This window comes from Gracilibacillus thailandensis (genome assembly GCF_010994055.1).
Taxonomy (GTDB): Bacteria; Bacillota; Bacilli; order Bacillales; family Amphibacillaceae; genus Gracilibacillus; species Gracilibacillus lacisalsi.
Window position 1 is genome coordinate 13,239 of the sequence record NZ_WJID01000023.1, and the last position, 25,192, is coordinate 38,430.

The window sequence follows — 25,192 nt, forward strand, 5'->3', positions numbered from 1 at the left end:
AATGATTTACTCCTTTAAAATAGATTCAATATAGTTTTCTGGATTCATCAAGTACTCCCCGATTGATTCAATACTTGGGTAAAACCATTCAGCACCAACTCCGAGTATTATCGAGAAAAAGAGCAGAAATGCTACAGGCATGATAAATCCTCTTGCTGCCTTTCTATTAGGGGTAATCGATTCGTCTTTCTCTCCCCAAAAACCACGAACAAATATCCGAATTACAGATAGCAAGATCAGCAGGCTTGATCCAAGACCTATGATTGCAATGATAATTCTGTCCGCTTCCATTGCACCTTGTAATAAAACAAGTTTTCCGACAAACCCGCTAAATGGTGGGATTCCTGCTAGTACAAAGGCGGAAATAAAGAACATCCACCCGAGCAGTGGGTAATGATGGATTAATCCCCGTATTTTTCTTAAATCACTAGTACCAACAAGGTATGCTACGGCCCCAACTAATAAAAATAGCGCTGCTTTGATGATCATATCATGCACTAAATAATATACAGTCCCACTAAATCCGGTACTGTTATACACTCCGATACCGACGAGCATAAAACCGACAGCAGGAATGATGTTATAGGCAACAACAAGTTTAATATTGTTGGTTGATAATGCACCTATCGCACCGAAAATCAAGGTGAGGGCCGCAATCCAAATAAAGAATTCGTGTGTTACATCACGCTCATGTACAAATATTAAGGAAAATACACGTAAAAGCGAATAAATCCCGACTTTAGTCAATAGGGCACCAAAAAGGGCAGAGATTACCGGATTCGGTGCAATATAGGGTCTTGGTAACCAGTAATAAAGCGGGAAGAGAGCGGCCTTTGTACCAAATACAAAGAATAATAAGATACCGATCGTAGTCAGAATACCAGTCTGTTCAACTTCTCCAACACGCTCTGCTATTTGTGCCATATTTACTGTTCCGACAACGGAATATAAGAATGCGATCGTTGTAACAAACAACATCGATGAAAATAGGTTAATCAACACATACTTCATTGATTCCCGTAACTGTACTTTTTCCCCACCTAAAACAATCAATCCGTAAGAAGCCATTAATAATACTTCAAAGAATACGAATAGGTTAAACAAGTCACCTGTAATAAACGCACCAGATACACCGGAAATCAAAAGGAAGTAAAACGTGTAGAAATAAAATTCTTCCTGTTTTTGACTAAGTGATTGAGGTGCATAGAAGATACATGCAATTGCGACAATATTAGTAGTTAATACTAGCGTCATGGATAACATATCTGCAACTAAAACAATTCCAAATGGTGCCATCCAGTCCCCAGATTCTAATATAACAGATCCGTTTTGATGAACATAAAATAAAATATACGCAACTACACCCGTATTGATCAATGTAAGTACTTGAGCATATACACGCACTATTTTCAACTTTTTATGAAACAGTGCGGCAAGTACACCAGCAATCAACGGTATGACAATTGGTAAAGCTGCTAAGTTACTAATCATTTTCGTTACCCCTCAATTTTTCCATATTGTCTGTTCCATTCTCTTTAGACGCTCGATATGCGAGTACTAATAAAAGACTTGTTACACCGAAACTGATAACAATGGAAGTCAGAATCAGTGCTTGTGGTAATGGATCTGTATAATTCTCAATGTCGTAATTGAGAATAGGGGGAGCACCTGTTTTTAATTCCCCCATTGTTAATATAAATAGGTGTGCACCATGTGAAATCAGTGCGGTTCCGATAATAATTCGAAGCATCTGTTTCTGTAACAAGTTATAAACTCCTGTTGAGAACAATACGCCTGCAAGAATCGACATGATTATTTCCATTTATTCTGCCTCCTTCTTGTTGCGTAATTTAATTAATCCGTAAATAGCAAACGCAGCAATTCCTAATACAACAATTTCAAATAAGGTATCAATGCCACGCATATCGACTAAGATAACGTTGACGACGTTATCCCCACCTCCAAGTTTATAAGAAGTTTCTAAGAAATAATCTGAAATTTTATCAAATAACTTTGTACTATGAGCAGAGATTGCTACTACTGTCATCAATGTACCGAAAGCAACAGAGATAACAATATTGATAAATTTTTGTGATGCTTTTTCTGTTCGTTCACGTAAGTTCGGTAAATGATAGAAACATAACAGGAATAATGCAACGGTAATGGTCTCTACCACTAATTGTGTTAACGCAAGGTCTGGCGCACGATATACTACAAATAATAAAGCTAAACCGTATCCGACAACACCTAATATGAGAATCGCTGCAATTTTATTTCTTGTAAAGATCGTACAGATAGCAGCAACAGCCATTGTTAAAGCAATTAATATTTCATGTACTGTAATTTCAGCAAGTCCAGTTGTATCGAAAGCAAATCCATCGGTAATCCATAGCACACCGAAGCTACACACTAAAATAGCAACTAAAATCAGTGCCATATAAAGACGTAGTGAACCGGTCATATACAGATTAGTAATTTTGGCAGATGCCTTCTCTGACTGATCTACTAAAAAGTCATAGACTTTGTTGAAGCTTAATTTGCCAGGGAAGAAGTTGTAAATGCTATTCCAAGATTTTCTTGTGAAAGCAAGTACTACACCAACACCTACTACAATCAATGACATGTAAAGTGGTGGTATCCAACCATGCCAGAATTGAATATGCTTTACTTCCATTGGCTGACCATAAATCGCTTCTGCGGTATGAGCAAGGAAAGTGCTATTCACCAGATTAGGGAAGATTCCAATGATAACAACCCCTAATACTAAAATAATTGGTGAAATAAGCATACCAATCGGTGCTTCATGTGGCTTCATCTTAAGCTGATCCAGCTTCTTCTCACCCATAAATGTTCCAAAAACAAGATACATGGAATATACAAATGTAAAAATACTACCAAATACAGCTAAATATGGAATGGCTTGCGCCAAGAAATTTGCAAAAGGTATTGATGATTCATGGATTTCTAGTGTTGCTTCAAAAAACTTCTCTTTACTATAAAATCCGTTTAAGAATGGTAATGGGACACCTGCCATAGAGAAAGTGCCAAAAAAAGCTAAGGTGGCAGAAATAGGCATCAAAGTAGCTAATCCCCCTAAACGGCGAATATCACGAGTACCTGTTTCATGATCGACGATACCTGCAATCATAAATAAGCTACCTTTAAATGTAGCGTGGTTTAGAATATGGAATACAGCAGCAAATATCGCTACACTTGTGCCAAATCCTAGCATCGACATAATCATACCCAACTGACTGATCGTAGAAAAAGCAAGTATTCCCTTTAGATCCGTCTGACGAACCGCCATATATGAACCCCAGACAAGCGTCAGGATTCCGATTCCACTGACAAATACGAAAAACCAATCACTACCTGAAAAGATTGGTGTAAATCGAGCAACAAGGAATATCCCCGCCTTAACCATGGTGGCAGAGTGCAAATACGCACTTACTGGAGTAGGTGCTTCCATTGCATCTGGTAACCAAATGTGAAAAGGAACTTGAGCAGACTTTGTAAAAGCCCCTAATAATACTAGCGCTAAAATTAAGCCAAAATATTCGCTAGATAGAATTACATCTGCTTGTTCCATCATTGCTTGAATACTTGTAGTTTCGGTTATAATAGATAACAGGATAAAACCACCAAGCATACTTAAACCACCAAACACGGTAATAAGCATGGATTTCAAAGCACCATATCGAGATCCTTCTTTATAATTCCAATAACCAATTAACAGGAATGATGAAATCGAGGTAAGTTCCCAAAATGAATAGAGAACAAATACGTTATCTGATAGGACAACCCCAAACATGGCAGTCATAAAAAGCAGGAGATAAACGTAAAATTGATCCAATCTTTCTGATTTGTGTAAATAAAAAATGGAATAAAATGTGACTAATGTTCCAATTCCACTAATCAATAAGACAAACAATAAACTTAACCCATCCAAATAAAAATCTAATCCAATGTTGAGAGACGGGATCCAGTTGTACGATTGACTAACTGGTGAAAAGTCATTCCCTACATGTGGAACGAAATAAATAAATACTGCTAATGGAGCTAAAAGGACAAAGTAGCCAGTATGAATTTTTTCCTTCCATTTGCTAAAGAATGGGATAAAAATCGCCAGCAAAACTGGCAAAAATACTGCAAATAACATCTAATGATGATCCCCCTTATGAAAATTTATCTCGGCGCTAACTGTCCGTAATCCGGTAATTCAAGTAAGTATGTTAATGAAATGAAGTGAAGAATAACGGACACTAACCTTCCTGAAAAGTGTCGCTAACCATCAGTGGAGAACAAAAATCCGTAGATGGAAGTATCACTTTATCAATATGTAAGTTAATTTTGATGGTATCCTATTATATTCTAATCTAAAAATATCAAAGAATACAAGAGAGGAGTTCTTATCATCGGTGTTGCTAAAGTAATTTTGACGAGAAATATCCTATTTATATTATGCCAAAAAAATTTTTTTCTACTAAGGGGATTGAGAAATAAAAAAACACTTAGTCGGAAATACCGCCTAAGTGAGAATCCATTCTTATTTAATTCGGGAATTTGAGATAGTCCATTAAGGAACGTCGTCTCATCTCTTCTTCCATTAACTGTATAAATTCATAACTGAGTCTTAGTTCTGTAGCTTTTTTATAGGATTCAATTAGCAATTCATCCGATAAGTTTTCCAAGGCTTGTCCCTCCAATAGAGTAGGATGTCTGCTACATGTTATAGTTAATGTAGCATGAAATAGGAAAACGAACAACTGTTAACTTATCTACATACACCTGTTTATAACTTGTGTATAAAAAGTGGGAAACTATCTCAGAACTTGATAGGACAAGTGTGGATGATGTGAACAAAGTTATCCACAAGAAAAACTTTTGTAAGAAAATGTCGAACGATTTTACGAATACAGTTCAATTTTCCTATAATTATAAGACATTTTGTCATATTATATGATATAATTTCGATTTTGTAGGAGATATCTTTGAACATAAAGAGAAAATTGTTTATGATAGGAAAAGATATGTATATTCTGAAGAAAATAGTAGAGGTGGACCTAATTGCTGAAGAAATTTTTACCAAATGAACATGTGCAACGTGTTTTAGATATAACCCCAGCGAAACTTCGTGATATGGGAATTAAAGGTGTGATCACTGATTTAGATAATACATTAGTTGCATGGGATGTGAAAGATGCAACACCTGAAGTAATTGAGTGGTTTAAAGAGATGAAAGAAAACGATATAAAAGTAACGATTATTTCCAACAATGATGAAGAGCGAGTCAGTGTATTCTCAGAGCCATTAGAAGCACCATATGTATATAGTGCGAGAAAACCGCTCGTCCGTGCATTTAATCGGACGGCTAAACAAATGGGATTACCTAAAGAAGAAATTGTCGTAATCGGAGATCAGCTTTTGACTGATGTTCTAGGCGGGAATTTTGCAGGGTATCACACGATTTTAGTAGTACCGATAGTCGAGACGGACGGAAAGATAACTAGATTTAACCGAATGATTGAACGTCGAATATTAAACTGGATGCGTAGAAAAGGCATGATCACGTGGGAGGAAAAATGATGGAGAAGATTTTTTGTGAAGGCTGCGGAGCCGAGATTCAAACGGAAGATAAATCGAAATCAGGCTATGTGCCAAAGAGTGCGTTAGAAAATGAACAAATTATTTGTCAGCGCTGCTTCCGTTTGAAGCATTATAATGAAGTGCAAGATGTGGAATATACTGATGATGATTATTTAAGAATGATTAACCAAATAAGTGATACCAATAGTTTAGTTGTTAAAATTGTTGATATTTTCGATTTTAATGGCAGTTTTATTACAGGATTACAGCGTTTGACCGGAAATAATCCAATCATACTCATTGGAAACAAGGTAGACCTTTTGCCAAAATCGACAAATAAAAACAAATTGATTCAATGGATGAAGAAAACTGCGAGCGATTATGGTTTGAAAGTGCAGGATGTCTTTCTAGTGTCAGCGGCAAAAGGTCAAGGCTTTGATAAGGTTGAAGAAGAAATCGAAGCGAGAAGAAACGAAAAAGACGTCTATGTGGTCGGTTGTACGAATGTTGGTAAGTCTACTTTCATTAACCAATTGATTAAACGATCCAGTGGAATAAAAGATGCGATCACTACTTCCTATTTTCCGGGGACTACGTTAGGGTTTATTCAAATACCATTGGATAGAAAATCTAACATGTACGATACACCTGGTGTTGTCAATCGCAGACAACTTGTCCACTATGTTACAGATAAAGATTTAAAAGTGATTACACCTAAGAAAGAAATTAAGCCAAAAATATATCAGCTACAAGACAAGCAAACGCTCTTTTTCGGCGGTTTTGCTCGCTTTGATTTTGAAAAAGGACTTAAACAATCCTTTGTTTGTTACTTCTCGAATCAACTGATGATTCACCGTACGAAACTCGAACATGCAGATGATTTTTATGATAAGCATGTCGGGGATTTATTAGAACCACCTAGTCCAGAGACACTTGAACAGTTGCCGCCTTTAGAGAAACAAAGTGTAAAAATCCCAAAAGATAAAACAGATATCGTCATACCAGGTCTTGGTTGGATTACTGTACCTGAAGGAGGCATAACCGTTTCGGTTCATGTACCGAAAGGGGTGCAGATCTCATTACGTCCTGCTTTAATTTAGTAGTAAAACTTATCAGGTGTCCGCGATAAAGACGGAAGGGGAGAAGTCATGTTATATAAACTTGGATTGATCGGCCATCCAATTAGTCATTCACTATCACCATGGATTCACCAACAATTTTTGGATTTAGCTGAAGTAGATGGGGAATATAAATTATATGAAGGAGACCATGAAGCACTGCCGGAGGTATTAAAGCACCTAAAAGAAATCGGAATCGATGGCTTTAATGTCACCGTTCCATATAAACAGGTCATTGTAGATTATTTGGATGAAATTGATAAAGATGCTGAAATTCTTCGTGCCGTAAATACGGTCGTTAATATCGATGGAAAGTGGAAAGGCTATAGTACAGACGGGGAAGGATATGTTCGCTCACTAAAGGAGCCGTATCCTAACCTTTTAAATCATGAGACAACTGTGTTATTATTAGGTGCTGGTGGAGCGGCACGTGGAATTTATCGGGCGTTAATGGGGCAGGGTGTTGACACCATTGATATTGCCAATCGTTCTCACGATAAAGCGAAAGACCTATTGTCATTACGCCTTGGTGATGTGAACTCGAACGTATTAAGCTATCAAGAAGCAGAGCAACAGCTTGCGAAATATGATTTAATTGTTCAGACAACCTCTGTCGGAATGAAACCGAATGTAGAAGGTCAAGTCATTCAACTTGATCAAATAAATAAAGATGCGGTGGTAAGTGATATCGTCTACCAACCGATCACAACACAATTGTTACATGATGCAAGTGAGCGCGGTGCCAATATTCATCATGGGCACGCAATGCTGTTATATCAAGGACAATTAGCATTTGAAAAATGGACAGGAAAAAATCTTGATGTCGCACATTTAGTTGATAAACTGGAAAATAAATTAAGAGGTGAATAATTTGAAATTAACCGGAAGACAAAAGCGCTTTTTACGCGCGGAAGCACACCATTTGAACGCAATCTTTCAGGTAGGAAAAGATGGTGTCAATGACAACATGATTAAACAAATTAGCGAAGCATTGGAAAAACGTGAATTAATTAAAGTTTCCGTTCTACAAAATTGTATGGAAGATAAAGATGATGTGGCAGAAGCAATTGCAGAAGGTACTGGAGCTTATATTGTGCAAATCATTGGAAATACGATCGTGTTATATAAAGAATCAGAAGAAAATAAGAAGATAACGTTACCGTAAAAGAAGGTGGGAAGCTTGAAAAGAATAGGGTTGTTTGGAGGTACGTTTGATCCGCCTCATTATGGGCATCTGCTAATGGCAGAGCAGGCCTATCAGCAATTAGCGCTTGATGAGGTCTGGTTCATTCCGTCCTATCAACCGCCACATAAAGAAGAGGCCAAAACAACAGCCAAAGACCGCGTCGACATGACGAAAGCTGCTACTCAAGGCCACCCTGCTTTCCATGTTATAACGTTGGAAGTGGAACGTGAAGGTAAATCATACACATTAAATACAATTCAAACATTGAAAGAACAATTTCCTGCTTATCAATTTTATTTTATTATTGGTGGCGATATGGTCGAATATTTACCAAAGTGGCACCGGATTGAAGAATTGGTGGAGTTAGTTACTTTTGTAGGTGTGAATCGTCCGGGATCAACAACGAATTCGCCATATCCTGTAGAAAAGGTTGAAATGCCGTTAATTGACATTTCTTCTACCATGATTCGTAAGCGCCTCAAGGAAGGACAATCGATCCGATATTTAACGACACCAGAAGTAATCGCAATTATTAATAAATACGAGTTATATTCATAAAATGTAATAATCCTTTTTCTAACAAAAAGGGAGAGTGTAGAAAATTGCAAAGAAAAGAAGCACTAAAAATAGTAGAAAAACAACTAACGAAAAAACGGTACGAGCACACTGTACGTGTAATGGAGACAGCGTTGGAACTGGCAAATCATTATGATGTCGATTTAAAAAAAATAGAGCTTGCAGCTATTTTTCATGATTATGCCAAATATCGTCATCCAGAGGAAATGAAACGATGGATTATCGAAGAAAAATTACCTCAAGATCTGTTGGATTATCACCAAGAATTGTGGCACGGTCCTGTTGGATCCAAGATGATTGAACGGGAAGTGGGAATTTGTGATCCAGAAATACAAAGTGCGATTTATTGGCATACTACAGGTAAACGATATATGTCACGTATGGATCAAGTGATATTTATTGCAGACTATATTGAACCGGGGCGGGATTTTCCAGGAGTTGATGAGGTTCGAAATATCGTCTTTGATGATATTGAGCAAGCATGTTGGATGGCAGCACGAAACACGATTAGCTTTTTGATGAGTAAAAACCAGCCGATCTATCCAGATACATTTCAATTATATAATGAAAAAATAGGGAGGAACATGAATGGAAAGTAAACAATTAGTCGATTTAGTTGCAAAAGCGTGTGATGACAAGCGAGCAGAGGATATCGTCTTATTAGACATGCAAAATGTTTCCTTAATTGCTGATTATTTTCTAATCTGTGAGGGGACCAATGAGCGCCAAGTCCAAGCAATCGCACGTGAAGTGAAAGATATTGCAGATGAACAAAACATTGATGTGAAGCGGATGGAAGGATTCGAGCAAGCAAGATGGGTACTTGTCGACTTGGGAGACCTTGTTTGTCACGTATTTCACCGTGATGAACGCCAATATTATAACATAGAAAAACTTTGGGGAGATGCTCCTCAACTAGAAGTGAAATTATAAAATGGCATATTCCAAATTAGCATATATTTATGATGTATTGATGGATGATGCCCCATATGATCAATGGCAATCATTTGTCGAACATTTTTGTAAGCAAGGGAAGATGCTAGACCTTGGTTGTGGGACCGGGAGGCTAAGCCATCAATTTGCGGATTCAGGTTTTTCCGTTACAGGTGTTGACTATTCTGAAGATATGCTTGCGTTTGCCCAGGCCAATACATCTGGTGTCCAATATATTCAACAAGATATTCGTCTATTACAAGGATTAACTGAATTTGACATCGTCGTGAGCCTCTGTGATGTACTTAACTATATTACTACTACAGATGAGTTGGAAAAAGTATTTACAAATGTAAGGGAAAGTCTCGTAAACGACGGATTATTTATATTTGATGTCCACAGTTTAAACCATTTTAATGAGAATATGGTCGGACAAACATTTGCTGAGATTTATGATGATATTTCATATGTTTGGTTTTGTGAACAAGGCAGAGAATATGGAAGTGTCGAACACGATCTTACCTTTTTTCTGTTGAACGAAGAGACTGGTCAATACGAACGCTTCGATGAACAACATTATCAACGAACGTTTCCCGTTGAAACGTATAAAGAACTACTTGAAAAAACGGGTTTTCAATCTGTCACGGTTTATGGAGATTTTTCAATTGAGGAAGCAGAAGAACCCGAAGAGAATCAGCGCATCTTTTTTGTATGTAAGAAGAGATAAGCCACATATGGTTTATTTCTTTTTATATGGAAAGTATAAAATAAGCGCAATGACAGTGTTAAGTGAAGTAGTTATTTTGATATGTTTGATTTATATTTGCACCGTTCCGATTAATTACTTCATGCTATTATTGTAGAGCAGTTCTTAACGATCGCCGCGCTTTTCCACTCCTGTAGGATTTGTTTGTCCTATAGATCCACTTTTTCGAGCGGGTTTGGGGAATCATAGTTCAATCATTTGACGTTTGTTACCAATATCAGTTATTTTTACTATGTGCATGAAAGTACAATATGCCAATTACCTTCTAAAGGAGGAAAGAATAATGTCAAAACGTATTTTAATGGTAGTTACAAATCACACAACCATTACAGATGATCATAAAACAGGATTATGGTTAGAGGAATTTGCTGTTCCATATTTAGTTTTTAAAGAAAAAGGTTATGATGTCACAGTAACCAGTATCAATGGTGGAGAAGTAGCATTAGATCCTAACAGTATAGAAGATAAGCCAGAATGGAAAGAAGCAGAGGAAGAATTAAAATCAACAACTAAACTAACCAGAGAACATGCCAGTGGTTATGATGCAGTATTCTTACCAGGTGGTCACGGTACGATGTTCGATTTTCCTGATAATGAAACCCTACAATATGTATTACAACAATTTGCTGAAGATGATCGTGTTATCGGCTCTGTGTGTCATGGTCCTGCAGGAATTGTGAATGTTACTTATAAAGATGGTACACCACTAGTGAAAGGTAAGAAAGTGACAGCATTCACGGATAGTGAAGAAATGGAAATGCAATTAGACCAACATATGCCATTCTTATTAGAAAGCAAAATCCGTGAAAAAGGAGCGGATTTCCAACAGGATAAAAACTGGTCTGACTTTTCTGTCCGTGATGGCAACTTGGTTACGGGGCAAAACCCGCAATCAAGTCGAAGTACTGCTATGAAAGTAATAGAGGCACTGGAAGCATAAATTTAAAAATGGGACAAGTTAACCACAACTTGTCCCATTCGTTACAATTTTATGTAAGCGATAACATAAGGAGGGAGGGGGATTACATGAAGTCGATGTCAATAGGAAAGAGGGACCACCGTATTCGCGAATATGTTACTCCGAAGAGGATTGTATGGAAAACAGCAGATGCTGCATTTGAAAACGAAGAGTTATTATTACAAGACAAAGATTCCCAGGTACTTATTACACCTGACAACCCAGTCATCATAAGAAACGATGGTATAACCCCGGGAATTTTACTGGATTTTGGACTCGAACTTCATGGTGGAATCCAATTAGCAATCTGGAATTGTGTCAAAAAGGGAGAACTGACTAAACGTGCAAAAGTTCGTGTTCGATTTGGGGAATCTGTGATGGAAGCAATGAGTGAAATCGGCGGAGAGACGAATGCTACCAATGACCATGCAATACGTGATCAGATTTTAGATATCAGCTTTTTAGGAATGAATGAATTTGGTAATACCGGCTTTCGATTTGTTCGGATAGATTTATTAGAAGAAGATTGCTTTATCCAAGTTAATACGATCAAGGCGATATTCTATCATCGTTATCTGCCTTTAAAAGGATCATTCAACTCCAGTGACCCATTGTTGAATCAAATTTGGGATACAGGAGCTTATACTGTTTACTTGAATATGCAGGATTATATATGGGACGGAATAAAACGAGATCGTATGGTGTGGATTGGTGACATGCATCCGGAAGTTGCTACTATTCAAGCAGCATTTGGTCCGGAAAAAATTGTTCCACAAAGCTTAGACTTCGTTAGAGATCGAACAACATTACCTGATTGGATGAATACTTTCCCGAGTTATTCTGCTTGGTGGATGATCATTCAACATGATTGGTATATGTACACTGGTGATAAAGCCTATTTAAATGAGCAGAAAGGTTACCTGATTGCTTTACTTGATCAAATGGGATCACATATTAAAAACAATGGAACAAACACAATGCCTAATCCATTTCTTGATTGGCCAACAGTACATAACAAGAATGGAGTACATGCAGGTGTTCATGCATTATTTATCCTTGCTATCGAAAAAGCTACTCATTTAATCAAGATATTAGGTGATTTTTCAGCAGCTGAACGTGGAGAATCTTATTTAAAGAAGTTGACTAAATATAAGCCAAATCACGGAAATAGTAAACAAGCGGGAGCGCTTTTGGCATTGAGTGGGCAAGAAGAAGCACTACAAATCAATGAAAATGTATTATCAAAGGCAGGCGCAAAAGGGGTATCTACCTTTTACGGGTATTATATTCTTCAAGCAAAAGCTTTGGCAAAAGATGTTTCAGGAGCATTAGATTTAATTAGAGAGTATTGGGGTGGCATGTTATCATTAGGTGCTACGACTTTCTGGGAGGATTTTGATATCGATTGGCTTCAAAATGCTGCTCGTATCGATCAACTAACACCAAAAGGCAAAATTGATGTACACGGAACATATGGTGACCATTGTTATGTCGGTTATCGACATAGTCTTTGTCACGGTTGGGCATCTGGTCCAACAGCGTGGCTCTCGCAGCATATTTTAGGAATTAAGATTAACGAACCAGGATGTAAAGTGATTGAAATTACACCATCATTGGGAGACCTTGAATGGGTGGAAGGTTCCTTTCCGACCCCATATGGTACAATAAAAGTAAAACATTATAAACAAAAAGATGGTTCCATAGAAACATCATACGAGGCACCAACTGAAGTAGAAATTATAAACTAATAAATCCAGCTCTTTCCGTAAAGGACAGAGCTGGATTTCATTATGGATTTAAGACAACCTTTATACAATTATCTTTCTTTTGATTAAAGATTTCGTATCCGTGAGCAGCTTCTTCTAACGCAAGTTCATGTGTTATCATAGTTGTTGGATCAATTTCACCATTGACAATTTGTTTGTAGATGGGTTCCATTAAAGATCTGGCATGAGCTTGTCCCATTTTGAGTTGTACATTTCTTGCAAAAAATGCGCCTAAAGGGAAGAGGTTGTAATTGCCGCCATACACCCCTGTAATTTGGTAAGTTCCACATTTCTTGACAGCCTTTGTTGCGATTTGAATAGGTCCAAGTGTCCCACCTTGTAGCTTTAATTTTTGCTCGACAAACTCTAAAGGCGATTTTTTCCCATCCATACCGACACAATCAATTACAACATCGGCACCGCCTTTTGTCACTTCTTTTAACGTCTCACCCATATCATCATATTCCGTAAAATTGAATACTTCTGTTTGATGATGCTTTTTAGCATGCTCTAGTCTGTAAGGAATATAATCAACCGCAATGACACGTTCTGCCCCTTTTTGCCAGGCAAATTGTTGCGTCATCAATCCTACTGGACCACATCCGAGGACAATTACGGTATCGCCAGCTTTTACTCCAGCATTTTCAACACTCCAGCGGGCAGTCGGTAATACGTCAGATAAAAATAAAAGAGAGGAGTCATCCAATTCACAATCTTTTGGTACCAGAAAGGGAGTATAATTACCATAAGGTACGCGTAAATATTCTGCTTGTCCTCCCGGATAATTACCAAACTTCTCAGAGTAACCTAAGTATCCACCAGAGTCATAGTGTGGATTTGCGTTGTCACATTGACTTTCATGATGTGATTCACAATAAGGACATTTACCACAGGCAACGGTAAATGGTATAACTACACGGTCCCCTTTTTTAACTTTTGTTACATCAGGACCTACCTCTTCCACAATTCCCATTGGTTCGTGTCCAATCTGATAACCGATAGGTAGGGGGAAATTCCCTTGATATAAGTGTAGATCCGAACCACATATAGCTGTCGAAGTTATTCTAACAATAACATCCTCTGGTTGTTGAATATCTGGAAAAGAGACATCCTTTACTGCTATTGAATATTTCCCTTGGTATGTAACAGCCTTCATTAAAACTCACCGCCTTTGTTAATTATTTTTTAGGATTCCAACACAAGTCGAAGTTATACATCAGACAAAATCTATGATGTGTGTTACATTCTTAAATTATTTGAATTATGACAAAGATAGTGCCTATTTTCATGGTAAAATAGTCTTACGAAATTTATATATTAATGAAAAAGGAAGTGCTTTATGGGCAAACTAAGTAATTGTCTCAGTATGATTCAGATTTTAATGGCAAGACCGAAAGTAAAAATTGATGATTTAGCAGCTGAACTTGGAGTTAAACCTCGTATGATTCGTGTCTATCGTGATGAACTTGAGAAAGCAGGTATTTATATCGAAAGTGTCCGAGGAGTAAACGGCGGCTATTCACTAGACAGGCGGTCGATCCTACCAATACGGAACTTTAATTCAACAGAGGTACAAGAACTGCAAATCGCAATTAAATCCTATCTTTCCAAGCAACCAGATCATGATAGTACACTTGATAATGCATTAGAAAAAATCAAAGCAGCCCAGCGTGATCAAGCGTTAAGCAGCAAGCATTTTTATTTTGCCAATGACTATTTAATTAATGCAGAAGTGGGCAATGAATCAGAGCATTATAAAAGACTGTATCATGCATTTAACCATCGAAAAAAGGTAATGATTACATATGAGGCGGCATCGACAAATGCTGTCACGAAAAGAACAATACATCCTTATGCTTTTGTCGTTTATGATGAAAATATTTATTGTGTGGCATATTGTGAACAAAAAGAAGCGCTTCGTACATTTAAAATTATTCGGATTCATGATGTAGTTTTGGTAGATCAAAGTTTCTACCTACCTGAGAATTTTGATATAAGAAAACAATTCCCGCACTTGGGGTTTATTCGTGAGCCGCAAGAAGTGGAATTAATTATTGACACACCTTTCTCTAACCAAGTGAAAGAATCCATTTACAGCACCGATCAAATTATCGAAGAATTACCTGATAATGCGATTCGTTTTAAAGCAACGTTAAACGGTGAACAATCTATTAAAAAATGGATTTTAGGAATGGGGACAAAGGCAAGAGTAATAGCACCTGAGCATTTGAAGAAAGAAATTCAGTTAGAAGTTGAACAAATGCTACAGAATTTTCAAAAATAATGAAAGAGTTTGAGTTATCTTCTTATTGATTTAGTAGGAAAGTAGTTTTTAGTCAGCTTTTTCGTTCAACTGACACTTTTATTGCCTTTATTTCCTCTATAATCAAGTAATAAACATGTATGTTTCAATTAAAAGGGGGGCGAAGTATATTGTTTGAGAAAATCATTTTCTCACGCTCAACATGTTATGGAAGTTGTCCTGAATTCGATGTGATCGTGAATAGTAATGGTACTGCCAAGTGGTTCGGAGGTATGCATGTATATCATGTTGATGAGAAAGAGTTCTGTATTGACCAAGGACGTTTAAAACAATTAGCTGAGAAGCTACGGTCAATAGATTTTCGTCATTTCACTTATCCATCCACTACTGTATTTGCAACAGATCAACCGTATTGCACCATTTGGGTAAAGTATGAAGACGGATTCGTCAAAGAGGTGGAGCATTACTTGGGAGATAGTGCAGAAAAAGGTTCAAAAACAAAACAGGATTTTCAGAAACTTGAAAAGTTAGAAAATGAAATAGAGATGATTCTAGGTTTGAAAAAGTTAATTGAATTCCCGAGATAACTAAGTATTTGTCAAGGGAAATATTGGTATTATCCTGGAGTAAATTGGATGACCACCTGTATTGGTGGTCTCTTTTTTGTAAGCATAGAGTACTTTACGGTATGTCTATTTCCTCAAACAATTTTATATCATACGCTTATTCAGATAATTGGGAATTTATGCTAAAACCAGTTATCATAATATATAAACAATCATGTGCAAATGGAGGGAAGAAGTGATGTCAGTTTTCGCTATAGATGCATTGAAAGATAGGCATGTACTCATTACAGGTGCTACTGGTGGAATAGGATACGAGACAGCAAAAGTGCTCATAAGTATGGGGGCTAAGGTGACAGTCACAGGCAGAAATCAAGATAAGCTTTGTCAGCTTGAGAAAGATTTGCTACAACTTGCATCGAAAAACAAAATTTGTGTTGTTTTGGCAGACATTACTAAGGAAAAAGATCGAACCAATTTGCTACAAACTGCAGAAGAAATGCAAGGTTATATTTCTGATTTAGTCAATGCTGCTGGTGTAAGTGGAGGAGCACCTGTAGAACAGTTAGAAACTGATGTGATCGAGCAGTTGATGGATATAAACTATTTTTCAACTTTCCGTTTAACAAAGGAAATCTATCAGAAAATGATACCAGAGAAAAGAGGTAATATCGTTAATGTTGCATCATTATCTGGACTGAGAGGAACATATGGAAACAGTGCTTATGCTTCTACTAAATTTGCAATGATTGGCTGGACACAGTCCATGGCATTGGAAGCCATCGAGTATAACATAAGAGTAAATGCTGTTTGTCCAGGTTTTGTCGATACTGATATGGCGCATCACATCCTAAAGAAAAAGGCAGAGAGAAATGACATTTCCTATCAACAAGCGTTAGAAAATGCGACAAACAATATACCATCAGGGCGTTTAACAACAGCTTTAGAAGTAGCAAATACGATTGCTTTTTTATTAACTGATGCTGCGCAAAACATTGTTGGTGAATCAGTGAAGATTTCTGGTGGGAGTGTGTTGAGGTGAAGTAAGAGAAGGGCTTAACAAGTGGTAGAAGACAAGTCGTGGTTGTGCGAAACCTTTGGTATTATTCAGTCGTATATGTATAACAGAAAGATAAGAAGGTTAGGTAGGTGTTTTGCATGAAACAATCCCTAGCTGAACCAGAAGGAAGAAAAATCTTGCTAAAAGCAAGAAAAACATCTGGAACTATTCTGAAACCACATCCATAGGGAGGGGATGGATATGGAAGATGACAAAAAAGTTACGTTTAAACACGAGGTGAAAATGGGATCTAAAATAGCTGTAAAAATACTTACCGGCATCTTTTTATTGATTGCTGTGGCTATACTTTTATTGAGTATCAATTTATTTTTTTCAGTTGATGGTCAGGGAGTAGGTATCTTTATGTTTTTTCTATCATTTGTCTTTTTTTGCCTGACTAAATTTAGTTATGATCAAATGAAACAAATGAAGGAAAGTAAAGAAGTATATGAATTTAGAGAAGATGAAATGTATTATTGGTATGAGGAGAAAAATCAAAATATCACGATAGAATCAACAATTTCCTATGATCAAGTTAAAACAGTCTATTTGGCAAGAGGACATCACTTATTCCCTAATCAACCTTCATCCATGAAAGTTAAAATCTTTCCTATTTTAGTTATGGAATACGAGCAAGATGGGGAACTGTATTATATCGGGCGAGGTATGGATCCGGTGAAAATGGCAAAGGTGTTGAATTTAATACCTGTCACGATTCCTTTAAAAGCGATTGAATATGATCTCACGCACACCCCAATGTTACTTATGCCAGAGATTGTGAGAACATCAGAATTAATTCCTGTACCCAGAGAAGGTATGGTGGAACTACCGTTTCCTGTTCATGGCAGCTTTCCTTCAAGTCCACCAGTATGGGAACCAAATCATGTCAAAAAGAAGAAACAAAAACGTGAGGACCGTAGTAGATGGATTAGAGATGGTGCAGTTGGGATTGCGGTAACTGTCCTTTTTTTCATTGTTTTATTTATTATGCCTAATTGGGAGATACTTGAAGATGGTACATTTGATGAAGATGGGATAATACATCTTTCGTACGGTATCGTGATCTTACTGTTTGTTTTCTTGCGACATTTTATTATTCATAAAGATATGTATCCGATTTTGAAAGTCTTCATTTACGTAGGATTAATAGGGGGAACATTTGTCATTGGTGGATTATTAGCTACAATTCTGATGGAGACACCAGAAGAATTTATCAATGCTATAGTCACAGAAGCATTCTTATCAGTTATCGTGATAGGAGTAGCCTATATTGTTCATCTTTTTGTATTTTTTATATGGTTTTTACTTTTTTTGGCCGGAGTAGTGGGAAAGGGTGACTGATGGTATCTCCCTTTCCTAAATGTATGATTGTAGAAATTTTTAATATGTATCTTTTTGTTTGGTATAAACTTTTAGGTCATAATCTTTATCTCTGACTGTAGCGTACAATATCTTCCCAATCTGATCATATCCTTGAGAAGTAAGTTCTTCTCGCAACCATTGTTCATCTTTATTCATAATGGTTAAGTTATTGTGTTGTATTTCGCCTTCCATAACGACAATAATTGGTAAGCCACGATCTTCTGTATTTAATCCTAGATGATAAGGTGTTAAATATACTTTATCTTTTTTAGGTAGGATACTAATTTTTCCATTTGGTTCAAGAATCGCGTAATCGACTTCACTAATATCAAAGAAACCAGCGTTACGAATAGTTGCTAACAGTTCTATTAATGTAAAATGACTTTTTCGTAAACTATCAATATTTATTTTACCGTCTCTTACTAAAAAGGTAGGCTCTCCAATAAGCAGTCTATCCAACTTATTCCAAAGGCTCAATTTTGAAATAATAAAGTATAGTATGATGATTGTAATGCCTCCGACTATGCCTTGCATGATACCATCCACTTTTACTGAACCAAAAAGTATATACGCTAAAAAAAATAATGCGCCAAAGTCATGTGGTGTAAGCTGTGCTAATGCAATTTTTCCTAAAATTCGAATGGCGACAACATAAATAATAAATAGAATGATGATCTGACCAATAAATAAAAGCACAATCAATGACACCCTTTATGCTAAAAATCTTAGATTATTACTTCAATAATAGTGTGTAATAAAATTGATGACTCATACGTTATATTTCAAGATGTAATTCCCATAGTTATAATTTTACCTGTACTTTGTAACATTAGCGGATAAATTGAATATTTTAGATATGAATAACATCATAGGGAGTGATAGCATGTATCAAGAGCGACCACATCATCATAATCCACACCATCAACAACCATATGGTCAAATGATGGAGCCTCAACAAATGGATTATCATCATTATCAAAAACAGATGCATGAAATGTGCAAAAGTTACCATCTTTATTTTATGCAATTTCAAACAACGGAAGGAGAAACAATCGAGGGAATTATTGAAGACATAGATGATGACGGTGTAATCATACTCATTCCAGTTGGAGATATGGAAAGAGTGGACGAAGAAGAACGGCAATACGGTTATGACTATGGCTATGGTTATGGCTATTTTCCTAGAAGATTTCGCAGATTTAGACGACGTAGACTTCCATTTTTCTTATTACGCAGCTTGTTTTTCCCATATTATTATTAGTTTTTTTTATTTTGAGCCCAATTTTCATAAAGGTACCAGAATGCCTCTGTCATTGATGATAAGAGGCATTTTTTATCTTTTAATGAAATTTAAAAGATAAATGGTTTCTTGTGTTGCTAATATATGCAATTATATTTTATATGAATGGGTGAATGATAGTGAAATAGAGTCCATTTTTATCTACTATAGAAACAGTAATGTGAGAAAATCAAGGGAACAAACCTACAATCACTTAAGGTGTTTAGATGAATATTCTCAATGGAAAAGAGAAGGGAAAGTTATCTCTGTTTCCATTTCCCCTTCCCTGCGATGATTACAAAAATAATGAAGAATAGCGCACTAATTAAATAAAAAAAGCTTACAGATGTTACAAATTGGATAAATAAGCCGCCGACCGATGGACCTACTAGGCTGCCAAAGCTGAAAAATACGCCGCATAACAAGTTACCCGTTGGTAATAATTCTGTAGGTGTTAAGTCTGTCATATAGGTAATTCCTAAAGAAAACATGGATCCAACAAACATTCCAACTAAAAATAAACAAGTAAATAAACCGTAGAATGACTCCTCTAATAATCCTGCTGCGAAAAAACAAATAAAACCTAACAGCAGTACAGCAGTTAATACTTTTCTTCGCCCCAATTTGTCACTCAACATCCCGAGAGGCAGTTGAAAGATGATAGCTCCGATTGCAAACGCAAATAATAATGCTGATACATTTTCTACTTCGATACCGATTCGTAGCGCATAGACAGGAAAGTTTCCATTAAGTGATGTTTCTAAAAAACCATAAGCAAACGGCGGCAAAAATGCAACCCATGCATAATTCCACGCTTGTGCAAATCGTTTAAATGTATTTTTGAATGAGCTCATCCGCAAATCCTGTTCTGGCAATTCATTTCTAAGCGCAAATAAAAACAGCCAGCCAATAAGACTTAATCCAGATGCGAGTATGAATGGCAAGCTTTCACTAATATTTACTAGGGGAACCATTAATGGCCCGACAGCAAAACCAATCCCGAAAAATAAACCATAGACAGCAATGTTTCTACCCCGTTTCTGTTCCGGTGAAAATGCAGTGATCCATGTCTGTGCTCCGAAATTAAGTGCATGATCACCGATTCCAATCAATAAACGTAATAAAAACCAGAACCAAAAGGAGTGCCACAAAGGAAACAATGCTAATGAAACCAGTACAAGCAGTCCACCAGTTATAATTAATGGCTTGTATCCGAATTTTCTTAACGGTTGTTCCATAAAAGGGGAGGCTAACAGGATTCCAATGTATAAGCCTGTTGCATTTAGACCATTTAAAAAAGAAGACACACCACTACCTTCAAAAATTACTGCAATTAATGGTAAAAGCATACCTTGACTAAAACCAGATACAGCAACAATGCTAACTAAAATCCAAAAACGAAATCGATTTTTTTTCATAATAATCCCTTCACCTTCTTACTATACAGATAAATATCGTACACGAAATAAAAACATAATAGCAACAATTTACTTAAAGTATGATCCCCTGTCAAATGAGGGGCTTACAAAGACAATTAGCGTTACGATAAAGAAACAAGACACCCATTCATTTTATTTTTACTGATTAATAATGGTGATCTTCGATTTATTGGGCGCTTTTATATAATAAATCAATTATTGCAACATTGCTATTATATACATTAATAGAATGGAAAATTAACCTTTCTATAAATGATGTAAGATTCAAAACTGGATTTGATTAAACAGCTATTGTATCATGTACATATTGTAAATTATAGGAAAGTAAGAGGCGATAGAATGAGAGACGTTGGATTGGTTTTAGAAGGTGGAGGAAGCAGAGGAGTATATACAGGAGGAGTGCTACAATATTTAATGGAGCAAGAGATTTACATACCTTATGTGATCGGTGTTTCTGCAGGAGCTTGTAATGGATCATCCTATATTTCCCGTCAAATAGAACGAAACAAAACAGTCAATATCGATTATGTCAGCCACCCTGAATATTTATCATTCCGAAATTGGATTAAAAAGCGTGAATTATTCGGAATGGATTTTCTGTTTGATACGTTACCAAATGACTTGGTTCCATTTGATTATGAAACATTTAATAAAGCAACGGAAGAATTTGTGGTAGGTGTAACAGATTGTAAAACGGGTGAACCATTATTTTATCATAAATCAAATTATGCGAATGATATGCTTACACTTCTACGTGCATCAAGCTCTTTACCAATGGTAGCACCTGTAGTCCAATATGATAACCTTGCTTTGATGGATGGCGGTATTTCAGCACCACTTCCTATTAAGCAATCAGAAAAAGATGGTAATAGAAAAAATGTAGTGATTTTAACGAGAAATAGAGGTTACTTTAAAAAGCCTCAATCATTCAGTTGGTACATAAAACGAAAGTACCGTGACTACCCTGGCTTATTAAAAGCTCTGGAAAAAAGGCATATTGAATATAATGACACATTAAACTATTTGTTTGAAGAAGAGAAAAAGGGAAATGTTTTCATTATTTCTCCAACAGAGAAATTAACTGTCGGACGTGTGGAAAAGAACAAGAAGAAGCTAATGGATTTATATCAAAAAGGTTATGAAGATGTGAAAAAACTTGGTGAAGAATTAAAAGGGTTTTTAGATAGCTGATTATTAGGCAATTTTTATAATTCTTTTAATATTAAAGTGTTGGTAAAAACTTAGTAGAAATGCAAAAAATCAAATATGTTTCAGTAAGAAAAGAGCTGTCGACAAGTCATAAAAACTGGTTGACAGCTCTTTTCTAATTATTCTACATAATTCTCATCCATATAAACTACTTCCCAAATATGACCATCTAAATCCTGAAAGCTCCAACCATACATAAAGCCATGATCTTGTTTCTCGTTTGCGTGGCTTCCGCCTGCTTCTATAGCCTTATTCACCATTTCATCCACTTGCTCTGGACTTTCAGCTGATAAAGCGATTAATACTTCTGTTGCTTTTGTTGCATCAACAATATTTTTATTAGTAAACGTTTGAAAACGACTTTCTTCTAACAACATAACAAAGATATTATCATGAACAATCATGCATGTTGTCGTCTCATCTGTGAATTGTTGGTTAAACTCAAACCCTAACGTACTAAAGAAATCAACAGACTTTTTTAAATTCTTAATTGGTAAGTTTACGAAAATATTGTTCGATCTAAAACTCATTTTCTTCACCTCTTGATAATGTATTTCTTTTATATTACTTAATATAGGAAAAAGATATTTCTTATATTTTGCTGTATTTTGTGTTTCAATCAATTCAGTAAGTTGTAATGAGAATTTGTTACTTGCAAGGAAAGAATAAAACCAATATGTGGTTGCTGGGTAGTTCCCTACAACGCTTGCTAGCATTTTCTTAGTGATTAAGATATTTAAATCAAATAAGGTAGAAAGGGATAAGCATGTATGTTGTTGCATAGTGCGGTATGTTACAATAAAGTTGGATAATGTTCTTTTAGGGAAGGTCGGCTAATCTCCGGGGAAGGGGGTGATGCCTCTGGGTATGTATGAAAGTTTCATGGTGTTGTTTAGTTTTGGAACTTTCTTGATAGCATTACTCGCTTTGATCGTTTCGATGATCAATCGAAAATAGACCTCCCTATTTACCCTGACAAGTGACTAGGTGAGGCCTATCTAACAGATAGCCGAACCCTTCTGGGGGAACCGCTTATCCAAAGCCCACAGTTACCGCTGTGGGCTTTTAGTATGAGTATATGCTTTACCTAATGTCATTATAGCAATACTTTGCTGATTTGTCACTAACTCTGATAGTATAATGGGCAAATAGGAAGGAGAATTAAAGGGCAAGCTGCCTTGTCTGAAGATAAACAGAAATATAACAGCTTGAAAAACTGGAGACGTCTTGACGACATTTCTCACAATAAAGTATCTATCGGTAGATCTTTTTTATTCTCTTGTTATTCCTTGGATGATATATGTCCAGTTTTAACAAAGCTACAAAATAAAAGCTGATTAAATGATGGGCTAAGAATAGTCGGGTATAATACTAATAGGCATTTGAAATTTCTATTTCAGAACGGAGAGTTGATGGATGAAATACATTATAATCGGTGGAGTTGCGGCAGGGATGAGTGCAGCGATGGAAATTAAGCGAACAGATGATTCCGCGGAGATCACAGTGTTGGAACGTGGTGAAGACTATTCATATGGGCAGTGTGGGCTACCATATGTAATCAATGGACTTGTACCGTCTACTAAAGATGTTATTGCGAGGACGGTTGAAACGTTTAGAGAAAAGTATAGTATTGATGCCAGAATATATACGAATGTGACAAAAGTAGATCCACAAAACCACCAGGTCATTGGTTTCCATCTAGATTCGAATCAATCCTTTACTTTAAAATATGATCGATTGTTAATCGCCACAGGTGCTGATCCTATTTTGCCAGAATGGCCAGGAATTAATTTAGAAGGCATTCATACATTAAAAACTTTACAAGATACAAATGGATTAATGACTGATTTAACAGAAGAAATCAAGCATGTCACCATTGTTGGGGCAGGCTATATCGGACTCGAAATGGCAGAGAGTTTTCGATCAATCGGAAAAGAAGTAACACTCATTCAAAGAGGCGGTCAGTTAGCGAAAATTTTCGACGAAGATATGTCAAAGTTAATTGAAAAAGAAGCATTGTATCATCAGATTGACATTAAGTTAGAGGAGGAAGTAACAGGGTTTTCTGGTAAAGAACGTGTGGAAGCAGTTATTACCAACAAGAGTACATATTCAACTGATTTAGTTCTGCTAAGTGCTGGAGTAAAACCGAATACTGATTTTTTAAAAAGTAGTGGGATTCAGATGAACAGGGAAGGTGCGATTCGTGTAAATGCTTATATGGAAAGCTCGATTCCAAACGTATATGCTGCAGGTGATTGTGCTACACATTATCATATGATCAAACAGTTGGATGATTATATTCCATTAGGTACTACTGCCAACAAGCAAGGTAGAATTGCTGGTGCAAACATGGCTGGAAATGCCATTACGTTTAAAGGAATAGTAGGTACATCCATTATCAAATTCTTTGACTTAGATCTAGGCAGAACTGGAATTACGGAAACAGAAGCAAAAAGGTTGAACATACCTTATCAGATTGAAACAAGAGATGACACGAATCAGGCAGGTTATTATCCAGGAGCGAAACCACTAACTATTAAGTTGATTTTCCATCAGAAAACGAGCCAATTATTAGGTGGTCAGATTATTGGAAGGAAAGGTGTCGACAAACGGATTGACGTATTGGCCACGGCATTATTCAATAAAATGACCATCCAACAATTGCAAGACCTTGACCTGGCATATGCTCCGCCATTTAACAGTGTTTGGGATCCAATTCAAAAGATTTCACGAAAAACGTAAGATTTATTGATCGTATAAACTAAGAAAAAACGGCAAACCCCGCCGGTCCATTATTAAATGCTAATAGAAGTCGATTACTGTATTAGTAATAATGGAATATTTGAACATTTGAACAGCTTAACCACCACTTCGGCTGCCAACTTCCCTTTTCGTCTTTCAGCTAACTTTTTCGAGCAAAAATTGCTCGGAAAAGTTGATATTCAGGCCCAACACTTCCCAAGGGAGTCAAAGTTGGCGCCTACGCTAAATCTGTTCTACAACGCTAGCATGAAGTAATACAGTTGCTTTATCATTACTAATAGCAATTCTTCACTTTTTCTATTGTAAAAAATCAACCTAATACTTATGACAAGAATTGTTGCCCCTTCTCATAGCAAAGTAAT

General features: G+C 36.5%; 26 protein-coding genes. 18 read left to right on the forward strand and 8 right to left on the reverse strand.

The genetic code is table 11. The features are described 5' to 3' along the window. Nucleotides 1-6: 6 nt before the first annotated feature. From GH715_RS08685 to sda, 4 genes are all read right to left on the reverse strand, one after another. Complete coding sequence (locus GH715_RS08685; protein WP_163578562.1) at nt 7-1,488, reverse strand: Na+/H+ antiporter subunit D; 1,482 nt, start codon at nt 1,486-1,488, stop codon at nt 7-9. Further along, on the reverse strand, nt 1,484-1,822 hold the full coding sequence (locus GH715_RS08690; RefSeq protein WP_153835063.1) for a Na(+)/H(+) antiporter subunit C: 339 nt from the start codon (nt 1,820-1,822) through the stop codon (nt 1,484-1,486). The genes GH715_RS08685 and GH715_RS08690 overlap by 5 nt, the downstream gene beginning before the upstream one ends. Next, nucleotides 1,823-4,159, reverse strand: a complete 2,337-nt coding sequence (locus GH715_RS08695) for a Na+/H+ antiporter subunit A (RefSeq protein ID WP_153835064.1) — start codon at nt 4,157-4,159, stop codon at nt 1,823-1,825. A gap of 391 nt (nt 4,160-4,550) precedes the next feature. Beyond that, nucleotides 4,551-4,691 carry a sporulation histidine kinase inhibitor Sda gene (sda, locus tag GH715_RS08700; RefSeq protein WP_018931519.1) on the reverse strand — a complete coding sequence of 47 codons (141 nt, stop codon included), beginning with the start codon at nt 4,689-4,691 and terminating at the stop codon, nt 4,551-4,553. 376 nt (nt 4,692-5,067) lie between these two features. Between sda and GH715_RS08705 the strand changes: the two genes are divergently transcribed. The 10 genes from GH715_RS08705 (at nt 5,068) to GH715_RS08750 (ending at nt 12,871) form a co-directional block, all read left to right on the forward strand. Then, complete coding sequence (locus tag GH715_RS08705) at nt 5,068-5,586, forward strand: YqeG family HAD IIIA-type phosphatase (protein WP_153835065.1); 519 nt, start codon at nt 5,068-5,070, stop codon at nt 5,584-5,586. Further along, nucleotides 5,586-6,686, forward strand: coding sequence for a ribosome biogenesis GTPase YqeH (gene yqeH, locus GH715_RS08710; protein ID WP_153835066.1), 1,101 nt, complete (start codon nt 5,586-5,588; stop codon nt 6,684-6,686). Before GH715_RS08705 ends, yqeH begins: the two co-directional genes overlap by 1 nt. A gap of 48 nt (nt 6,687-6,734) precedes the next feature. Continuing rightward, on the forward strand, nt 6,735-7,574 hold the full coding sequence (gene aroE / locus GH715_RS08715) for a shikimate dehydrogenase (protein ID WP_153835067.1): 840 nt from the start codon (nt 6,735-6,737) through the stop codon (nt 7,572-7,574). 1 nt (nt 7,575) lies between these two features. Beyond that, nucleotides 7,576-7,869, forward strand: a complete 294-nt coding sequence (gene yhbY, locus GH715_RS08720; protein ID WP_153835068.1) for a ribosome assembly RNA-binding protein YhbY — start codon at nt 7,576-7,578, stop codon at nt 7,867-7,869. Between the two features lie 6 nt (nt 7,870-7,875). Beyond that, nucleotides 7,876-8,448, forward strand: coding sequence for a nicotinate-nucleotide adenylyltransferase (locus GH715_RS08725; protein ID WP_324186985.1), 573 nt, complete (start codon nt 7,876-7,878; stop codon nt 8,446-8,448). A gap of 44 nt (nt 8,449-8,492) precedes the next feature. Continuing rightward, nucleotides 8,493-9,065, forward strand: coding sequence for a bis(5'-nucleosyl)-tetraphosphatase (symmetrical) YqeK (yqeK, locus tag GH715_RS08730; protein WP_153835070.1), 573 nt, complete (start codon nt 8,493-8,495; stop codon nt 9,063-9,065). Beyond that, on the forward strand, nt 9,055-9,399 hold the full coding sequence (rsfS, locus tag GH715_RS08735; RefSeq protein ID WP_153835071.1) for a ribosome silencing factor: 345 nt from the start codon (nt 9,055-9,057) through the stop codon (nt 9,397-9,399). Before yqeK ends, rsfS begins: the two co-directional genes overlap by 11 nt. 1 nt (nt 9,400) lies before the next feature. Continuing rightward, a complete protein-coding gene (locus GH715_RS08740; protein ID WP_153835072.1) occupies nt 9,401-10,126 on the forward strand; it encodes a class I SAM-dependent DNA methyltransferase in 726 nt (241 codons plus the stop codon). A gap of 322 nt (nt 10,127-10,448) precedes the next feature. Continuing rightward, the gene (locus GH715_RS08745; RefSeq protein ID WP_153835073.1) at nt 10,449-11,105 is read left to right on the forward strand and encodes a type 1 glutamine amidotransferase domain-containing protein; all 657 of its coding nucleotides are present in this window, start codon (nt 10,449-10,451) and stop codon (nt 11,103-11,105) included. Nucleotides 11,106-11,191: 86 nt separating this feature from the next. After that, on the forward strand, nt 11,192-12,871 hold the full coding sequence (locus GH715_RS08750; RefSeq protein ID WP_153835074.1) for an alpha-L-rhamnosidase-related protein: 1,680 nt from the start codon (nt 11,192-11,194) through the stop codon (nt 12,869-12,871). A gap of 40 nt (nt 12,872-12,911) precedes the next feature. Here GH715_RS08750 and GH715_RS08755 read toward each other — a convergent pair whose 3' ends face one another. After that, nucleotides 12,912-14,045: a zinc-dependent alcohol dehydrogenase gene (locus GH715_RS08755; protein WP_153835075.1), complete on the reverse strand. Its 1,134-nt coding sequence runs from the start codon at nt 14,043-14,045 to the stop codon at nt 12,912-12,914. A gap of 183 nt (nt 14,046-14,228) precedes the next feature. On the opposite strand from GH715_RS08755, the gene GH715_RS08760 reads away from it, so the two are divergent. The 4 genes from GH715_RS08760 to GH715_RS08775 all read left to right on the forward strand — a co-directional run bounded on the left by GH715_RS08760 (nt 14,229) and on the right by GH715_RS08775 (nt 18,116). Continuing rightward, nucleotides 14,229-15,173: a helix-turn-helix transcriptional regulator gene (locus GH715_RS08760; RefSeq protein ID WP_153835076.1), complete on the forward strand. Its 945-nt coding sequence runs from the start codon at nt 14,229-14,231 to the stop codon at nt 15,171-15,173. A 149-nt stretch (nt 15,174-15,322) separates the two neighbouring features. Next, entirely contained in the window at nt 15,323-15,739 is a 417-nt protein-coding gene (locus GH715_RS08765) for a DUF6438 domain-containing protein (RefSeq protein WP_153835077.1), read from the forward strand. A 217-nt stretch (nt 15,740-15,956) separates the two neighbouring features. Then, complete coding sequence (locus tag GH715_RS08770) at nt 15,957-16,757, forward strand: SDR family NAD(P)-dependent oxidoreductase (protein ID WP_153835078.1); 801 nt, start codon at nt 15,957-15,959, stop codon at nt 16,755-16,757. Between the two features lie 219 nt (nt 16,758-16,976). Next, a complete protein-coding gene (locus GH715_RS08775) occupies nt 16,977-18,116 on the forward strand; it encodes a hypothetical protein (RefSeq protein ID WP_153835079.1) in 1,140 nt (379 codons plus the stop codon). Between the two features lie 39 nt (nt 18,117-18,155). Here the strand turns inward: GH715_RS08775 and GH715_RS08780 are convergent, their stop codons facing one another. Continuing rightward, complete coding sequence (locus GH715_RS08780; RefSeq protein WP_163578553.1) at nt 18,156-18,833, reverse strand: DUF421 domain-containing protein; 678 nt, start codon at nt 18,831-18,833, stop codon at nt 18,156-18,158. A 187-nt stretch (nt 18,834-19,020) separates the two neighbouring features. On the opposite strand from GH715_RS08780, the gene GH715_RS08785 reads away from it, so the two are divergent. After that, entirely contained in the window at nt 19,021-19,398 is a 378-nt protein-coding gene (locus GH715_RS08785) for a hypothetical protein (protein ID WP_153835081.1), read from the forward strand. 278 nt (nt 19,399-19,676) lie between these two features. On the opposite strand, the gene GH715_RS08790 is transcribed toward GH715_RS08785, so the two are convergent. Beyond that, a complete protein-coding gene (locus GH715_RS08790; protein WP_153835082.1) occupies nt 19,677-20,834 on the reverse strand; it encodes an MFS transporter in 1,158 nt (385 codons plus the stop codon). Nucleotides 20,835-21,194: 360 nt separating this feature from the next. On the opposite strand from GH715_RS08790, the gene GH715_RS08795 reads away from it, so the two are divergent. Continuing rightward, nucleotides 21,195-22,046 (forward strand): patatin-like phospholipase family protein, encoded by an 852-nt coding sequence (locus tag GH715_RS08795; RefSeq protein WP_153835083.1) that lies wholly within the window; start codon nt 21,195-21,197, stop codon nt 22,044-22,046. 137 nt (nt 22,047-22,183) lie between these two features. Here the strand turns inward: GH715_RS08795 and GH715_RS08800 are convergent, their stop codons facing one another. After that, nucleotides 22,184-22,594, reverse strand: a complete 411-nt coding sequence (locus tag GH715_RS08800) for a VOC family protein (RefSeq protein WP_018931544.1) — start codon at nt 22,592-22,594, stop codon at nt 22,184-22,186. A 337-nt stretch (nt 22,595-22,931) separates the two neighbouring features. On the opposite strand from GH715_RS08800, the gene GH715_RS08805 reads away from it, so the two are divergent. After that, complete coding sequence (locus GH715_RS08805; protein ID WP_324186986.1) at nt 22,932-23,021, forward strand: putative holin-like toxin; 90 nt, start codon at nt 22,932-22,934, stop codon at nt 23,019-23,021. Nucleotides 23,022-23,480: 459 nt separating this feature from the next. Further along, nucleotides 23,481-24,809, forward strand: coding sequence for a CoA-disulfide reductase (locus tag GH715_RS08810; protein ID WP_153835084.1), 1,329 nt, complete (start codon nt 23,481-23,483; stop codon nt 24,807-24,809). The last annotated feature ends 383 nt before the right edge of the window (nt 24,810-25,192 follow it).